This window comes from Brevundimonas sp. A19_0 (assembly GCF_017744255.1).
Taxonomy (GTDB): domain Bacteria; phylum Pseudomonadota; class Alphaproteobacteria; order Caulobacterales; family Caulobacteraceae; genus Brevundimonas.
In genome coordinates, this window is sequence record NZ_JAGHQP010000006.1 from 15,230 (window position 1) to 31,577 (window position 16,348).

Below are 16,348 nucleotides of genomic sequence, written 5' to 3' on the forward strand. Positions count from 1 at the left end.
GACGATGTCCCACCGCCTCGCCGATCCCGTCGTCCACCATTGGCCCGAGCGCGAGGCCGACGATGACCAGCTGCGGCTGGAATGCGGTGTGTGCGGGGTCTGGGGCGCCGCGGCCAACGAAGCCTCTTCCATCGTCGCCCTGGGCCTGCACGCCCTGCAGCATCGCGGACAGGAAGCCTGCGGCATCGCCAGCGTCGCCGACACCCATTTCCACACCGAGCGCCACGTTGGTCTGGTGGGCGAGGCCTTCGGCAGCACCGACCTGACCGGTCGCCTGCCCGGCTCGGCCGCGGTCGGCCACACCCGTTATTCCACCTCGGGCGGCAGCTTCCTGCGCAACATCCAGCCGATGTTCGCCGATCTGGACACCGGCGGTATCGCCGTGGCGCACAACGGCAATCTGACCAACTTCCTGTTCCTGCGGAACCAGCTGGTCTCGGAAGGCGCCATCTTCCAGTCGACCTCCGACTCCGAGGTCATCCTGCACCTGATTGCCCGCAGCCGTAAGGCAAGGGTGGTCGACCGCTTCATCGACGCCCTGGCCCGGATCGAGGGCGGCTATGCCCTCGTCGCCCAGACGCCGAAGAAGATGATCGGCGCCCGCGACCCGCTGGGCATTCGCCCGCTGGTGCTCGGTCAGCTGGGCGACGCCTGGGTGCTGGCCTCCGAGACCTGTGCGCTCGACTCCATGGGCGCAACCTTCGTCCGCGATGTCGAGCATGGGGAGGTCGTGGTGATCGACGAGAACGGCGTCAGCTCGCTCAAGCCCTTCCCGGCGCGCGCCGCCCGTCCCTGCCTGTTCGAATATGTCTATTTCGCCCGCCCCGACAGCGTGGTGAACGGCCGCTCGGTCTATGAAGTCCGCAAGCGCATGGGTCAGGGTCTGGCCCACGAGCATGCGGTCGAGGCCGATGTGGTCGTGCCGGTGCCCGACTCTGGCGTGCCCGCCGCCCTCGGCTATGCCCAGGCCAGCGGCATTCCCTATGAGATGGGCATCATCCGCAGCCACTATCTGGGCCGCACCTTCATCCAGCCCAGCCAGGGCGCCCGGCAGAAGGGCGTACGCATGAAGCACAGCCCCAACCGGTCGGTGCTCGAGGGCAAGCGGGTGGTGCTGATCGATGACTCCATCGTGCGCGGCACGACCTCGGTCAAACTGGTGCGCGCCGTGCGTGCCGCCGGGGCCACCGAGGTTCACCTGCGCTCGGCCAGCCCGCCGATCGTCTATCCCGATTTCTACGGCATCGACATGCCCGAGCGGGAGCAGCTGCTGGCCGCCAACAAGACGCTCGAGGAAATGTGCGCCCACCTAGAGGTCGACAGCCTGGGCTTCCTGTCGGTCGACGGTCTGTATGCCGCCATGGAGGCCGGTCCGCGCGACCCGGCCAATCCCCAGTTCACCGACCACTACTTCACCGGCGACTATCCGACCCGCCTTCTGGACCGGGAGATCGCCGAAGGCGGTCGCAGCTCCAATCCGCGCCAGCTGTCGCTGCTGGTCAGCGCCTGATCCATGGTTGATATGACGGTCCTCGACGGGCGTATCGCCCTGATCACCGGCGCCTCGCGCGGCATCGGCTATGAAGCGGCGCTTGGCCTGGCCCGCGCCGGCGCCCATGTCGTCGCCACGGCCCGCACCCAAGGCGGACTGGAAGAGCTGGACGATGCCATCTTCGCCGCGACCGGCCAGCACGCCACCCTGATCCCGTTCGATCTGGTCGATGGCGGCGCGATCGACCGGCTGGGCGGCGCCCTCTACGAGCGCTTCGGCCGGCTGGACATCTGGGTCAACACGGCCGCCACCCTGGGCGCCGAAGGTCTGACCCCGGTCGCCCATGCCGACCCCCGTCAGTTCGCCAAGATCGAAAAGGTCAATCTGACCGCCGTCTACCGGCTGATTCGCTCGCTGGAGCCGCTGCTGCGGGCCTCTGACGCCGGGCGCGCCATCCACCTGACCACCAGCCTCGCCAATGCGCCCAAGGCCTTCTGGGGCAGCTATGCCGCGACCAAGGCGGCCGCCGAGGTGCTGGTGCGTTGCTGGGCCGACGAGATCGAGTCCACCCCGATCCGCGCCACCGTGCTGGATCCCGGCCGCATGCGCACCCGCCTGCGCGCCCAGGCCTTCCCCGGCGAGGATCCCGAGACCCTGCCCCACCCGTCCGAAATCGCGCCGCTGATCGTCGATCTGGCCCGCGGCGACCAGGTGCCGCCGGTGATGGAGAGCTTCAGGGAGTGGAAGGCCTCAAGAGCCTGAGTTCCGGCGGCAGGGGAACAGATACCGGGACCAATGCCGGATCAGCCCTGATGTCGGCACCCAAAGGTCGCGCCCTGATGCGTATCAACACATCACGCCAGTCCGCAGGATCACCAGGCGTTGCGAATAGCGCCCCAGAGGCCCGTATCATGTCCTGAGCGGACGCTCGCTATGCCAATGTAATAGCGGCAACGTCTCGGCATATACCCACGATATTCATGTGTATGGTAGCTATTGGCCGTTGAGACACGTTCCCATAGAGCCCGGCCGCACACGCCCTGCTCTTCCAGCTCAACCTGATCGATTGTCAGCCAGCGGCCATAGGTAAAGTAGAGCGTGATAACTCCACTCTCGCCAGATTCTGCAAGGGCCTGCTCTACCATGGCCCGGCCTTCCGCAGGCGTGGGAGCGACTGATACGCAACCCCCAAGAGAGGCAACCATCGAGGCCGCCAGTACCAAATGGCGAATTCCCCCTGGCAAGATCTGACGCCCCCTCATCGCTCCCTCCCTGCCGTCAGCACGGCGCGGCCCAGTGGTGATGGGAGAAAGTCGATCACGCGGCGGCGGCCGGTGACGATCTCGAAAGTAGCGGCCATATCGGGTTGCAAGACGACGCCCTCCCCTGATGCATCCCGAGTTGCCCAGGAGACAACCCTTACATGCGCAGGGAACCTCAACCGGCGGCGTTCGTCTACTATCGCGTCGCGAGGAACGTGTACGACTTCATCCGCTTGAGCCTCCGTTCGCTGAATGGATAAGCTTCGAGCTTTGTGATCGCCCCCGTTCAGGGCTTGGCGAACAGGTCCCACCAGTGATGGTCAGCTTCAGGAAGTGGAGAGCTTCAGGAGCCTGAGTTCCGGCGGCAGGGAGTCCCAGCCGCCCAGACCCAGCATGTGTAGGCCGACGTCACGAACCGGTTCGTCCTGTGCCCACTGGCGATAGTGATATCGATAGCCGTGCTCGGGATCGGACGTTTCCACGATCCACGACATTCCGTCGATCACGCCATCGCTACAGCCGGTTGACGCCGCTTCGAGCAGTCCGGAGTCGGCCAGCACAGAATTCAGCGACCGGGCCTCGTCATCGGACAGCAGGCGGACACGCGCTCCCGAGAATCGGCCCTTCCTTTCCCAGTCGTAGTCCGGCGGCGCGAGGCGCCTCTCGGTCATCACCAGACGACCGTCGTCCCGCGTCTCCACCCGCACCGCAATCGGTGGGTGGAAGCTGGGTATGAGGGTGAAGCGGACGGATCTCGGTGAGCCCGCCGGGCGCTGAAACAGGGATGGCTCTTCCAGATCGGCCAGCACGCCCGAGAACCAGGCGGCGTGAAAGTCGTCCTGAACCGGTTCGCGAGTCTGAAAGCCGTGGAGCTCGCAGTCGTTGACCTGCTTCTGAAACTCGGGCGGGAAATAGAGGACCCGGCGATTGCTGTACCAACCGGTAAACAGCGCGGCGGCCAGCACCAGCAAGGTCAGCAGAACGGCGACACCTCTGGTCATCGACGTCTAGGGCTCCGGCAGGACCGGCGGCGAGTCATTCCAGTAGGTCAGGTGGTTTGCCCAGATCGTGTGCGTCCGCGCCTGTGTCAGCTCAAGTCGGCAGCCCAGCCATACGATCGTCCGGATCGTGCCGCCCTTGACGTCCTCGTAGACGGCCAGGCACGCCTGATTGGCATACTCGGCCCATGCAATCTGGGACGCTTCCAGATAGCGGGCGCTCTCCACCGGCTCCGGGCCGGTGGCTTCCTGGTCCGAGAGACCGGCGCGTTCGAGCGCCGCATCCAGGTACTTGAACATCTGCTCTTCAGCCCGGGCAAGGTCGAGGGCGCCACAGGCGTTCATCTCCAGCGTGGTCATCGCCTCCGCACAATCGGTGACGTCGAACTCTGCAACGCGCGCTTCGGCCGCTTCGACGGCGCGGCGGCCACAGGTAAGGCGCTCTTTCGCGGCGACCTCATGACAGCTGACAGGGTCCGCCTGAAGCAGGGCCAGCGCCATCAGAGTTGCGATCATGGTCGGCCCTCCTCCGGCTTGATCCGGCTGACCTTACCCTACTTCTTCGGCGCGTGCTTCTGGCCGGTGCGGATGCGGCCGGAGCGGCTGACCTGGCGGGCGCCACCGCGAGCGCCCTTCTGGATGGCCACGCTCTGGCCGGCCTTCTTGGAAGAGCGCGCCTTCAGGCCGCTGATGACCTTGGGCTTGGGACCGCTGGCCTTCTTCTGCTCCAGAGCTTTGCCGGGCAGGTTCGAGAGGGCTTCGGCCTTTTCGGCCTTCTTGATCCGCCGCGGAGCGGTCTTGGCCGTGCCCTTGTAGCGTTCCGGTCCCGACTTGGCCCCGCCCTCGGCATAGGGGTTGGCCCCGCCCGACTTGACCGTCAGGCGGATCGGCGTACCTGGCAGATCAAAACTCTCGCGCAGAGTGTTGATCAGATAGCGTTTATAGGTGTCAGGCATGGCCGAGGCCCGGCTGGCGAACAGCACGAAGGTGGGCGGCCGGGCCTTGGTCTGGGCCATGTATTTCGGCTTGATACGTTTGCCGTCGACGGCGGGCGGCGGGTGCCGCTGGGTCGCCATGGCCAGCCAGTCGTTCAGGTCGCGGGTCTTGACCTTCACCGACCAGGTCTCGTGGGCCTTGATGATGGCCGGCATCAGCCGGTCGACGCCCCAGCCGGAATGGGCCGACAGGGCGACGAAGGGCGTGCCGCGCAGCTGCGGCAGCTTGCTGTCGGCCAGACGGGTCAGTTCGGCCAGACGCGCCTGGGGCTCTTCCTCGAGGTCCCATTTGGAGGCGACATAGACCAGCGCCCGGCCCTCGCGCTCGACCAGATCGGCCAGCTGCAGGTCCTGGATGTCGAAGGCGTTGTCCTTGTCCATCACCAGCACGACGACCTCGGCGAAGGTGATGGCGCGCAGGGTGTCGGCGACCGACAGCTTCTCGAGCTTCTCCTGCACCCGCGCCTTGCGCCGCAGGCCGGCGGTGTCGACGAAGCGGACGGCCCGGCCCTCCCACTCCCAGTCCACCGAAATGGAGTCGCGCGTGATGCCGGCTTCGGGGCCGGTCAGCAGACGGTCCTCGCCCAGCATCCGGTTGACCAGGGTCGACTTGCCCGCATTCGGGCGGCCGATGACGGCGATGCGGATCGGCTTGTCGGCCTCATCCTCGTCGTCATCGACGAAGGATTCCTGCCCGGCCGCGGCGACCAGCGCGGCATAGAGATCCGCCATGCCCTCGCCATGCTCGGCCGAAAGCGGCACCGGTTCGCCAAAGCCCAGCGAGTGGGCCTCGCCCACGCCGCCGCCGCTCTCGCGGCTTTCCGACTTGTTGGCGACCAGCACGACCGGCTTGGGCTGACGCCGCAGGCGTTCGGCAAAGATGCGGTCCAGCGGGGTCACCCCGTCGCGCGCATCCATCATGAACAGGATCAGATCGCCGTCGCTGATGGCGGCCTCGGTCTGCTCGCGCATCCGCGATTCCAGACTGTCGTCGGTGATGTCCTCAAAGCCTGCCGTGTCGATCAGGGTCAGGTCCAGATCGCCGAGGGTGCCCTTGGCATAGCGGCGGTCGCGGGTCACGCCCGGCCGGTCATCGACCAGCGCGAGACGCTTTCCCACCAGCCTGTTGAACAGGGTGGACTTACCCACATTGGGGCGGCCGACAATGGCGAGTTTCAGGGCCATATCGGCGTCTAGCCTGTTTCTGGCGTGGCTGGAAGGCAGATCAGCGGATGCTGATCAGCTCGCCCCGATCGGTGACGACCAGCAGGGCCCCGTTGTAGGCGCTCGGCGCGACATAGGCGGGGGCGCCCAGACGCAGGGTCGCGGTGACCTCGCCCGTCTTGGGGTTGAGGGCCACCAGCTCACCGTCCGAGTTGGTAAGCACCAGCCGGTTCGACGCCAGAATCGGGCCCGACCAGGTCGGACGCACGGTGCGGTCGAAGAAGCCGAGGAAGCCGCCTTCCTGACGCACGCGGCCTTCGTTCAGGTCACGCGTCCAGTAGACCTGGCCCGACTCGCGGTTGACCACGGTCAGCTCGCCCAGCTTGGACACCACATAGACCACGTCACCGACGGGCAGCGGCGCATTGACCGAAGCGATCGGCACCTGCCAGCGCGGCTGGCCGCTGCGGACATCCATGGAGGCGAGGACGCCCGCGTGGCTGACCGCATAGACGAAGCCACGGCTGACGACCGGGCGACCGGCAATGTCACGAATGTCCGACAGGGCGCTGGTGCGGGTCGAACGCGACAGCTCCTGTTGCCAGACCGGCTGGCCGGTCGAGGCACGCAGGGCGAACACTTCCCCGGAAGACATCGGCGCGATGACCGTGTCGCCCGTCACCGCCGGGCTGGAGGCGCGCATGATGCGGGCCGGCTCGACAATGCCGCGGTAGGACCATTCGACCTGACCGGTCTGGGTGTTGAAGGCGATGATCTGGTTGTCGATGTCGACCACATAGACCCGGGCGCCTGAAACGGTGGGGGCGCCGTGGATCGGCACGTCCACGGGCGTCTGCCACAACATGGCACCGGTCGACTGGTCGAAGGCCGTCATGGTGCGATAGCCCGACGACACGAACACCTTTCCGCCGCCAAGGGCCACGCCGCCGCCAAAGCCGCCGCCTTCACGCCCCTCGGGCTTGACCGAGGCACGCCAGGCTACAGCCCCCGTCTGGGCGTCGACAGCCGAGACCGTGGCCTCGCCGTCCATGACGAAGATGCGGCCGTTCTCGGCGACCGGCTGGGCCATGATCTGACGGGTGCGCGCCGAACCGGCCCCGATGTCACGGCGCCAGGCGATGGTGAAGTCGGCGCCTGCGATCGCGTGCTCGATCGCATTCTCGGGCGTGCCGCCCGGCGCGGGCCAGGACACGACGGCTTGCGGGCCCGGCAGGAAGAAGTCACGACCGGCCAGTGCCGGCGACGGCACGAGTGCCTGGTCGAACTCGAGAACCGACAGGCGTTCCCCTTCCGAGGCCACCGCATCGGCCGCCGCAGAGCGCCCGAGATTGAACGGCAGCAGATTGCTGACCGTGCCACAGGCCGTGACGGTGAGGGCAGCGCCACAGACCATGAGTGTTCTGGCGAACCGGTTCATTGGAGAACTCCTGAACTGTGACGTCATTCGGCGGCCGGAGCCTGGGCTTCCGCCGGCGATCCCTCGCCCGGTGCGGCCTCGGGCGAGACAACCTCGGGGGCAGCCGACTGGGCTTCCAGCACCTGTCCAATGCTACCCAGCGTGCCGGCATCGATCATGCCGATGGCCGCCTGGGCCCGCTGGCGGATCGTGTCCGGCACATCCTGGCCCAGCTGCAGCTGAACAAAGGTGGCGCGCGCCTCGGTCGTCTTGCCGTGCTGGATCTGCGCCATGGCCAGCGCTTCAAGCGCTTCGGCACGGAAGGGGCGCCCCTCGCGGGTCAGCGGGGTCAGACGCTTTTCAACATCCTCGTAGCTGGCGTCCGTATCGATCACCAGCAGGGCGGCCTTGAAGGCCGAAGAGTCCGACATCAGCGGGTCGCCGATCGCCTTGGCCGACTGGTCCAGGAGATCGATCGCGTCATCTGTCCGGTTGGACGTCAGCGCCAGGCCGGCGCGCTGCGCCAGGGCCATCGACTTGTAGGCGCCATTGCCCATCTGGGCGGCTTCCTGGAAGGCCGACTCGGCCGCGGCCAGATCATTCGAGCGCAGGGCCTCGATGCCGCGCTCATAGGCGACCGACGCCTTTCCGGCGCGCGAGGTCTCATTGGCCTGCCAGCCCCACCAGCCCAAGGCCGCCATCAGCGCCAGCAGCAGCACGCCACCCAGCACCGGCAGCCAGGTCCTGGCCAGACGCTTGTAGCGTTCGGAGCGAAGCTCCTCCTCGACCTGCTCGAAGATATCCGTCACGAAAAGCACGCCCCAAGTCGTTGTTCAGAGTTCGGCGCGACCCTAGAGCATTTTCCGCCCGGGTCGAGACGTCCCCCCTTGAAAAAAACCGCATAATCGTCCGTCGCGGATTGCCCGCTAGGTGCCGACCGGCTTGCGCGAGAAATAGGTCTCGACTTCGGCAGGAAAACGGCGGGCCCGCACGTCATCGGCATAGGCCGCCACGCCCTCGACGATATGGCCGCGCATATCGCCATAGCGACGCACGAATTTGGGCGTCCAGTCGAACAGGCCCAACATGTCCGGCGTCACCAGAATCTGGCCGTCGCACTCGGCCGAGGCCCCGATCCCGACGGTCGGGACGGGGATGGCACGGGTGATCTCGCCCGCCAGATCCGCCGCCACACCCTCGATGACCACGGCAAAGGCCCCGGCATCGGCGGTGGCCTCGGCCTCGGCCATGACCCTGAGGCGTTCCGACTCGGTCCGCCCCTTGGCCTTGAACCCGCCCTCGGTCAGCACCGCCTGGGGGCGCAGCCCCACATGGCCCATGACCGGAATGCCCCGCTCGACCAGATAGGCGATGGTCTGGGGGACAGTCGGGCCGCTTTCCAGCTTGACCCCCTGGGCGCCGGTTTCCTTCATCACCCGGGCGCAGTTCTCATAGGCCAGCTCCTTGCCGCCCTCATAGCTGCCGAACGGCATGTCGACGACCACCATGGCCCGCCGCGCGCCCCGCATGACGGCCTGGCCGTGCAGGATCATCATCTCCAGGGTCACGCCGACGGTGTTGGGCAGGCCGTGGACCACCATGCCGACGCTGTCCCCGACCAGCAGAAGGTCGCAATGATCGTCCAGCAGGGCCGCGGTCGGTGCGTCATAGGCCGTCAGGCAGACCAGGGGCTCCTTGCCCTTGCGGGCCTGGATGTCCGGCGCCGCCAGTCGGCGGACGGTTTCCTGTTTCTGGCTCGACATAGTGGGCTCCCGGTCGGCTTTTGCGGTGCAGCATAGCCCCGGACGCCCGCGGCGTCACCCGCCGCTCAGACGTCCTGCGACAGGCGCACCGCTCCGGCGAGCGCCAGGGCGACCAGCGCGCCGGCGGCGATCCAGAACATCTGCATGCTGCCCATGCCGCCGAGCGTCAGGTCTGCCACGCCCCAGCTGTCCAGAACCCCGTGGATCGCGGTCGCAAGATCCATATTGACCGAGCGGGAGGCCGATTCCGCCATCTGGACGCCCGGCACGGTTTCGGCACCGGAGAGATCGACATCCAGGCTCAGCATTTCCCGGAGCGCCAGCACACCGCCCACGGCTCCGGCGACACCCAAGCCGGCGGCGCGCCAACGGGCACCGGACTGCAGTCGCGTCTCGACACTGGCCACGAACAGGGGGGTGTCGGCCATCGGGGCCGCGCGCTCGAAGGCGCGCTCGATGAAGGGGTCGAACTCATCCGCTGACATGTGACGCCCCCCCGCTTTCGCCCATCCCCGGATCGAGGATCTGGCGGAGTTTATCCAGACCACGTTTGACATGAGACTTCACCGTTCCAAGCGGCAGATTTAGGGCAGTCGCGATCTCCGGATGGGTCATGCCGGCGCCGTGACCGAGGGAGACGCACAGACGCTCCACCTCACTCAGGGTCTGCAGGGCCGCATCCAGGTCGAACCGCCCGAGTGGGTCGACGCTGACCGCCTCGTCCCCGGCCGCATCTTCGGAGACATAGCGGGCTTCCCTGTCGCGCCGCTTCAGATAGAGCCGCGCCGCGATACGCCGGACCCAGGCGGAGAAAGTCCCCTCCCCGCGAAATTCGGCACTCCGCTCGAAGGCGACGATGAAGGCGTCCTGCGCAATATCGTCGGCCAGGGCGGGCTGCGCCCCCATCCGGCGAAGCAGGGCGCGGACCGACGAGGAGTGCCGGCGCACCAGTTCACCGAAGGCCGCGCGGTCGCTGGCCGCCGCCAGGGCGGCCAGCTCTACATCGTGCCGGTCGGACAGGCCGGATCGGGTCATGACATTCGTCCCCTCGGATCCCGACCTCAGTCCACGTTTTTGTTGAAGAAGCTCAGCACCAGGAAGGCCAGGCCGATGGTGGCCGGGATCACGGCGAAGGCCAGCATGCCGTCACCGACGTTGTCGCTCCAGTTGCGATCGCCCAGGTCCTGGACCAGGCCGAACCCGGCGATGCCGATCCCGACGGCCAGCCACATCACGCCGCGGCGGATGTCCCGGGTGCGCGACGGCAGGTTCTTGGTGATGTCCTTGCTCAGGGCGTCGATCACTTCCGGCGGCAGGGGCTGACCCTTGTCGATCGCGGTCCTGACCGTGGCCTGAATCTCGCGGCGTTCGCGGCTCTTCAGCCAGCTCGGTCCGACAACAATGGCCGTGATAGTGCCGAACACCGCCAGAATGGCCACGACGGGAATGAAGTCTTCCATGACTAATCCTCTCAGGGGCCTGAAACAGAATGTTCCCGGCTTCTATGGGGGAAGAGGCGCCGACAGGGTTGAACAGATGCGATGCCCCGGGTGAAATCTTCGTAAGGTTGGCACGGCCGACCGGAAAGGCTCCCCTCATGACCACGCGCCGCCGGCTTCTTGCCGCCCTGCCCGCCCTGTCGTTCGCCGCCTGTGCCGGCCTGCCGTCCCGCAATGCCGCGGGGCCCACCGTCGCCACCTTCAACATCTGGCACGACCAGGGTGACTGGCCCGCCCGCCTGCCGCTGGTCGAGGCCACCCTGCGCGCCGCAAACGCGGATGTCATCGGCCTTCAGGAGATCCTCCAGGATGGCGCCGCCCTGCCCAATCAGGCGCAGACCTTGGCCGACCGGCTGGGCATGCAGATGGTCTTCAGCTCGGTCGACGACGCGGACCGCCCGCGGCGCTATGGCAATGCCCTGCTCTCCCGGCTGCCGATAATTGACTACGACTGGGTCAAGCTGGAGCCCCTCGATGACTACCGCACAGCCCAGCGCATCCGCTGCCGGACGGCCGACGGTCGCGTCGTCGACTTCGCCAATACCCATTTCCATCACACGCCCGAGGGCGGCGCGATCCGGGCCCGCCAGATCGCCCATCTGCTGGAGTGGCTGCCGAACGACGGCGTGCCGCTGATCCTGACCGGCGACCTCAATGCGCCGCTCGACAATCCGGAAATGGCGCCCCTCCGCGCCCGCTTCTCCGAAGCCCTGCGCACCGTCCACCCCGATCAGGCCGACCGAACCACGCTCAACACCGCGCTCGGCCACCGCTCGGTCCAGATCGACCACATCCTGTACGATGCCGGCGCGTTCCGCCCGGTAGAGGCCGCCATTCTCGGCGATCAGCCGGTCGGCGATGTCTGGCCCTCGGACCACTTCGCCAAGATGGCCCGGTTTGTCGGCGTCTAGCCCAGCGCGGACTTCCACTCGTCCGGCTTGAACCCGACCAGCAGCGTCCTGCCCGTCTCGACCACCGGCCGCTTGATCATCGAAGGCTGGGCCAGCATCAGCGCCACCGCCTTGTCAGCATTCAGGTAGGCCTTGTCCGCGTCGGGCAGCTTCCGAAACGTGGTGCCGGCGCGGTTGAGCAGCCTTTCCCAGCCCACCTGATCCACCCAGCCGCGCAGGCGCCCCTCGTCGATCCCCGCCTTCTTGTAGTCGTGGAAGGCGTAGGCATGCCCTTCCCCGTCCAGCCAGACCCGCGCCTTCTTGACCGTGTCGCAATTGGGAATGCCGTAGAGGGTGAGGGTCATGGGGAGCTCCTGTGAATCACGGGGCGCGATCCTGCCGCCTCCGAAGGGTCCCGACCACCTCTTGCCCGTCGCGTACCGATTCACCTCGCCCCCGGCCGCCGGTGCAGCTATGTCCGAACCATGGTGGACGGTCTGGTCTTCGGATGGAGAAGCGCGGTTCTGCTGACGGCCCTTGCGCCGTTGATCCCGCTCATCTTCGGCCTTGCGGGAGCCCTGCACAATCGGCTTGCCAACCGGGCGCTGGCAGGGCTCCTGCTTGTCCTGGCCGGGATCGTGACCCCGTGGATGATCGGGTTCGCCGGCTTCTATGATCGGTGGCCCGGGCTCAGCCATGTGCCCTTTTCGCTGTCGCTGGCCGTAATGCCGCTCCTGTGGATCTACACGGTCGCCCTGACGACCGGACACCTGCCGTCCCGGTTCGGACTGCACCTCGTCCCCGCCCTGTTGCAGGCGGCACTGAAGGTGCTGCCGGCGCTCACCGGTCCGGTGCCGGGCACGGCCCTCCTCGCGGACGTGGGCCTTGTTGCAGGTCTGGCGGGATACAGCTGGCTCTCGTACCGGGCCCTCAGCCGGTACCGTCAGGTCCTCCTTGAACAGCGAAGCGACCCGGCGCGCTACGCCGCCCACTGGCTGGCACGGGCCATCGCCGCCGTCGGCCTGCTGCTACTGCTCACCCTTGGACACAAGGTGTGGGGCGCCGTCCGCCCGCTCGGCTACGAGGGCCTGATGGGCCTTCACATCGCCATTGCCGGGGTGGCCCTCTATCTCGGCGTGGAGGGATGGCGCACCGGCAGTCAACCGGTGCCAACCTTTCCGGCAGGGCAGCCCCCTCCGCCGCCGAGACCTGGCCGCGACTGGCGGGCCCTGGGCGAAGACTACCGTCGGCAGATCGAGGCGGCGGGATGGGTGCGCGATCCCGGACTGACCCTCTCGGCGCTGGCCCAGCATCTCGGCACCAACACCTCCTATCTGTCCCGGGCGCTGAACGAGGGGCTCCGGACCAGCTTCTCGGACTTCGTCAATCAGGAGCGCAGCCGCATCGTGGCCGCCATGCTGGACGAGGGTCGCAAGGACAGCCTGCTCGACCTGGCGCTCGAAGCCGGGTTTGCCTCAAAGGCCACCTTCAACCGGGCCTTCCAGCACCAATTCGGCTGCTCGCCCTCGGCCTACCGGCAACGGCTCAAACGCTGAAATTCTGACAGCTTTCAAGCTCTGAGGCGCCGCAGCCGCCGGTCGCCTCCACAGCTTCCCCCTCAACCCGGGAGGCTTTCCATGAGACGACGACATTTCCTTGCCCTTGGCGCTGCCGGTCTGGGCACGATGCTCCCTGGCGCCCGTGCCGTGGCGCGCGGTCGGGCGTCTCCGGACCTTGAGATCATCCGGCAGGCCATCGCGATCCACCCGGGGGCCCTGCGCTACAACACGCCCGCCCGACTGGAGCAGAGACTTCAGGCGTTCGAGGCCGAATGGGAGGCCCGCCCCGCGATCGAGGCGCGGTTTCTGGCCCTGTCCGCCCTGCTGGGCACACTGAAGTGCGGCCACACTCACTGCAATCTCTATAACCAGTCGGAGACCGTAGAGCAGCAGGTCATCCGCCGGGCGACCCGCCTGCCCTTCCTGTTTGTATGGAGGGGCGACCGGATGATCATCACCTCGGACCACAGCGGCACGGACATGCTGCCACGGGGCACCGAAGTCCTCACCCTGAACGGCAGGCATGCGTCGGCCGTGCTCGCCGACCTGTGGCCCTACACGCGGGCGGACGGCAGCAATGACGGCAAGCGCCGGGCCCAGCTCTCCGTCACGCCGGGAGAGCCCTACCCCGCCTTCGACGTGTTCCAGGGCCTGCTGCATCCGCCCTCGGCGGGACGGTTCGTGCTGGAGATCCGCCGCCCGGACGGAGCCCACGCTGTCGTGGATGTCCCGGCGTCTTCCTTTGAGGACCGCCTGTCCATGTCGCCCCCACCCCCGCCGGGGGACCAGCCCCTCTGGTCCTGGACCGTCGGCGACGACGGCATTGCTCTCCTGACCATGCCGACCTGGGTGGTCTACCGGGGCAGCTGGGACTGGCGCGGCTGGCTGACGGGCAAGCTGGACGGTCTGGGTGACGCCCGAGGGCTGATCGTCGACGTTCGCCGGAACGAGGGCGGGCTGAACTGCGGCGATGAAATCCTTGCCCAGCTGACGACACAGGATCTGGTGCTCGACACCTATGAGCCCCGCGTCCGCTTCCGCCGCTCCCCGCCCGATATGGACGCCTATTTCGAGACCTTTTCTCCGGGCTTCCGGACGCTCGGCGAACAGGGCGTTCCGCTTGAAGGGGGCTTCTTCGGTTATCCGCCGGAGCGGCCGGCCGATCGGATCGCGGCGCGTGGCTCACTGGCCGGAGTGCCGACGGCAATCCTCTGCGACAGCCACAACAGCTCTGCCACCTTCAACTTTGCGCAGCGGGTCAAGCAGTTCGGCCTCGCGAGGCTGTTCGGAGAGCAGACCGGGGGGAACCTGCGCGGCATCAATGCCGGCGCCATGTTCTTCGTGCGCCTGCCGGAAAGCGGCCTTGAGTTCGACCTGCCGTTGATCGGTTATTTCCCGAAGACTCCGCAGCCGGATCGCGGGGTGCTTCCAGATGTCGAGATCGCCCGGACGCCCGACGATATCGCGGCGGGCGCCGATCCCGTGCTCGCCGCCGCCACGGCCTGGATCACAGGTCGCCGACCGGCTCGGCGCAGAAGATGTCGTGCAGCATGCCCATGATGCCCTGCACCCGCTCGTCGGCGATCGAATAGTAGATGGAGCGCGACTCGCGTCGCGTCTTGACCAGACCGGCCTGACGCAGCTCGGCCAGTTGCTGCGACAGACCCGGCTGTTTCAGGCCAAGGTCCCGCTCCATTTCGCCCACGGCCCGCTCCTGGCGGGTGACGTGGCACAGGATCAGCAGACGCGTCGGATTGGCCAGCTGACGCAACAGGTCAGCGGCCTCGGGGGCCTTTTCCTTCAGGCGGGCCATGGCCTCGAAATCCGGGGGCGGCAGGGTGTCAACGGTCATGTCGGACATATGGGGTTGGTGCGTCATCACGTCCACATAATTACATACTTGCAGTAATTATGAAACTGTTTATATCGGGACTCCACTGAACGGAGATTGCCGATGTCGGACCCCGCCCGCGACCACGCCGCTTCCATCATCGAAGCCGCCCTGGCCGATTCCGTCAAACGCCCTGTCGTGAAATCCTTCTTCGACGAGGCCACCTTCACCATCAGTCACGTCGTCCACGACCCTGCGACCCGCCGCGCGGCGCTGATCGACAGCGTGCTCGACTTCGACCAGGCCTCGGGGCGGACGTCCCACGCCTCGGCCGATGCCCTGATCGCGTATGTCGAGGCCCAGGACCTGACGGTCGACTGGATTCTGGAAACCCACGCCCACGCCGATCACCTGTCGGCCGCGCCCTATCTTCAGGAAAAGCTGGGCGGGCGTCTCGCCATCGGCCACGAGATCCTGACCGTGCAGGACGTGTTCGGAAAGATCTTCAACGAAGGCACCGAATTTCGCCGCGACGGCAGCCAGTTCGACCAGTTGTTCAATGACGGGGATCGCTTCACCGTCGGTTCGCTGGACGCCACCGTCCTGCACGTGCCCGGCCACACCCCGGCCTGTCTGGCCTATGTGATCGGCGATGCCATCTTCCCGGGCGATACCCTGTTCATGCCGGACTATGGCACCGCGCGCTGCGACTTCCCCGGCGGGGATGCCCGCACCCTCTATCGCTCGATCCACCGGCTGCTCAGCCTGCCGGACGAGGCGCGTCTGTTCCTGTGCCACGACTACAAGGCCCCCCCGGGCCGGACCGAGTTCGCCTGGGAGACCACCATCGGCGCCGAGCGTACGGGCAACATCCATGTGCGCGAGGGCATCAGCGAGGACGAGTTCGTCGCCATGCGCACCCAGCGCGACGCGACGCTGGCCATGCCGCGCCTGATCCTGCCCTCGGTCCAGGTCAATATGAACGGTGGGCGCCCGCCCGAGCCGGAGGCCAACGGCACCCGCTATCTCAAACTGCCGTTGAACCTGCTGTGAGCGAGCTGTCCTTCATCTGGCCCCTGACCGGCGGCCTGCTGATCGGGGCCTCAGCGGGGCTGTTCCTGCTGATGCACGGGCGCATCGCCGGCGTATCCGGCCTGATGGCCAGTGGTCTGCGGCTGGGCGGTAGCGGCCCCCGCGAACTCAGCCTGGGCTTCCTCGGCGGCTTGCTGGGCGGGGCGCTGCTGGCCGGTGCCCTGATCCGTCGCCCGGAGGTGATCGTGACCAGCAGCCTTCCGCTGCTGATCATCGGCGGCCTGCTGGTGGGGTTCGGCACGCGGTGGGGCTCCGGCTGCACCAGCGGGCACGGAGTCTGCGGCATCGCCCGCCTGTCTCCCCGGTCGCTGGCGGCCACCGCCCTGTTCATGGGGACGGCGGCCGTGACCGTCTTCGTCACCCGCCACCTGATCGGAGGGCTGTAG

Annotated in this window: 18 protein-coding genes; 7 read left to right on the plus strand and 11 right to left on the minus strand. The window is 67.3% G+C overall.

Annotated elements, in window-relative coordinates:
* The first annotated feature begins 4 nt into the window (after positions 1–4).
* Entirely contained in the window at positions 5–1,510 is a 1,506-nt protein-coding gene (gene purF / locus J7346_RS07645; protein WP_209119316.1) for an amidophosphoribosyltransferase, read from the plus strand.
* Positions 1,511–1,513: 3 nt separating this feature from the next.
* A complete protein-coding gene (locus tag J7346_RS07650; protein ID WP_209119317.1) occupies positions 1,514–2,254 on the plus strand; it encodes an SDR family NAD(P)-dependent oxidoreductase in 741 nt (246 codons plus the stop codon).
* Between the two features lie 826 nt (positions 2,255–3,080).
* Here J7346_RS07650 and J7346_RS07655 read toward each other — a convergent pair.
* The 9 genes from J7346_RS07655 to J7346_RS07695 form a co-directional block, all read right to left on the minus strand.
* Entirely contained in the window at positions 3,081–3,755 is a 675-nt protein-coding gene (locus tag J7346_RS07655) for a hypothetical protein (RefSeq protein ID WP_209119318.1), read from the minus strand.
* Positions 3,756–3,761: 6 nt separating this feature from the next.
* Positions 3,762–4,268, minus strand: coding sequence for a lysozyme inhibitor LprI family protein (locus J7346_RS07660; RefSeq protein ID WP_209119319.1), 507 nt, complete (start codon positions 4,266–4,268; stop codon positions 3,762–3,764).
* Between the two features lie 38 nt (positions 4,269–4,306).
* Entirely contained in the window at positions 4,307–5,932 is a 1,626-nt protein-coding gene (der, locus tag J7346_RS07665) for a ribosome biogenesis GTPase Der (protein ID WP_209119320.1), read from the minus strand.
* A 40-nt stretch (positions 5,933–5,972) separates the two neighbouring features.
* Positions 5,973–7,349, minus strand: coding sequence for a PQQ-binding-like beta-propeller repeat protein (locus J7346_RS07670; protein WP_209119321.1), 1,377 nt, complete (start codon positions 7,347–7,349; stop codon positions 5,973–5,975).
* A 23-nt stretch (positions 7,350–7,372) separates the two neighbouring features.
* Positions 7,373–8,137, minus strand: a complete 765-nt coding sequence (locus J7346_RS07675) for a tetratricopeptide repeat protein (protein ID WP_209119322.1) — start codon at positions 8,135–8,137, stop codon at positions 7,373–7,375.
* Positions 8,138–8,254: 117 nt separating this feature from the next.
* Positions 8,255–9,091: a 3-methyl-2-oxobutanoate hydroxymethyltransferase gene (panB, locus tag J7346_RS07680; protein WP_209119323.1), complete on the minus strand. Its 837-nt coding sequence runs from the start codon at positions 9,089–9,091 to the stop codon at positions 8,255–8,257.
* A gap of 65 nt (positions 9,092–9,156) precedes the next feature.
* On the minus strand, positions 9,157–9,576 hold the full coding sequence (locus tag J7346_RS07685) for a hypothetical protein (protein WP_209119324.1): 420 nt from the start codon (positions 9,574–9,576) through the stop codon (positions 9,157–9,159).
* A complete protein-coding gene (locus J7346_RS07690; RefSeq protein ID WP_209119325.1) occupies positions 9,563–10,126 on the minus strand; it encodes a sigma-70 family RNA polymerase sigma factor in 564 nt (187 codons plus the stop codon). Before J7346_RS07690 ends, J7346_RS07685 begins: the two co-directional genes overlap by 14 nt.
* A gap of 26 nt (positions 10,127–10,152) precedes the next feature.
* Complete coding sequence (locus J7346_RS07695; protein ID WP_209119326.1) at positions 10,153–10,551, minus strand: DUF6249 domain-containing protein; 399 nt, start codon at positions 10,549–10,551, stop codon at positions 10,153–10,155.
* Positions 10,552–10,688: 137 nt separating this feature from the next.
* On the opposite strand from J7346_RS07695, the gene J7346_RS07700 reads away from it, so the two are divergent.
* Positions 10,689–11,501, plus strand: coding sequence for an endonuclease/exonuclease/phosphatase family protein (locus J7346_RS07700; RefSeq protein WP_209119327.1), 813 nt, complete (start codon positions 10,689–10,691; stop codon positions 11,499–11,501).
* Here J7346_RS07700 and J7346_RS07705 read toward each other — a convergent pair.
* Complete coding sequence (locus J7346_RS07705; RefSeq protein ID WP_209119328.1) at positions 11,498–11,845, minus strand: ArsC family reductase; 348 nt, start codon at positions 11,843–11,845, stop codon at positions 11,498–11,500. The genes J7346_RS07700 and J7346_RS07705 overlap by 4 nt on opposite strands.
* A gap of 120 nt (positions 11,846–11,965) precedes the next feature.
* Here J7346_RS07705 and J7346_RS07710 point away from each other — a divergent pair, with 120 nt between their 5' ends.
* Positions 11,966–13,036 carry an AraC family transcriptional regulator gene (locus J7346_RS07710; RefSeq protein ID WP_209119329.1) on the plus strand — a complete coding sequence of 357 codons (1,071 nt, stop codon included), beginning with the start codon at positions 11,966–11,968 and terminating at the stop codon, positions 13,034–13,036.
* 81 nt (positions 13,037–13,117) lie between these two features.
* Positions 13,118–14,599 carry a S41 family peptidase gene (locus J7346_RS07715; protein WP_209119330.1) on the plus strand — a complete coding sequence of 494 codons (1,482 nt, stop codon included), beginning with the start codon at positions 13,118–13,120 and terminating at the stop codon, positions 14,597–14,599.
* Here J7346_RS07715 and J7346_RS07720 read toward each other — a convergent pair.
* Positions 14,547–14,918: a metalloregulator ArsR/SmtB family transcription factor gene (locus J7346_RS07720; RefSeq protein WP_245157725.1), complete on the minus strand. Its 372-nt coding sequence runs from the start codon at positions 14,916–14,918 to the stop codon at positions 14,547–14,549. The two genes, J7346_RS07715 and J7346_RS07720, sit on opposite strands and share 53 nt — an antisense overlap.
* A gap of 75 nt (positions 14,919–14,993) precedes the next feature.
* Between J7346_RS07720 and J7346_RS07725 the strand changes: the two genes are divergently transcribed.
* Together J7346_RS07725 and J7346_RS07730 are read left to right on the plus strand one after the other, a co-directional pair.
* Complete coding sequence (locus J7346_RS07725; RefSeq protein ID WP_209119331.1) at positions 14,994–15,923, plus strand: MBL fold metallo-hydrolase; 930 nt, start codon at positions 14,994–14,996, stop codon at positions 15,921–15,923.
* Positions 15,920–16,348: a YeeE/YedE thiosulfate transporter family protein gene (locus tag J7346_RS07730; protein ID WP_209119332.1), complete on the plus strand. Its 429-nt coding sequence runs from the start codon at positions 15,920–15,922 to the stop codon at positions 16,346–16,348. Before J7346_RS07725 ends, J7346_RS07730 begins: the two co-directional genes overlap by 4 nt.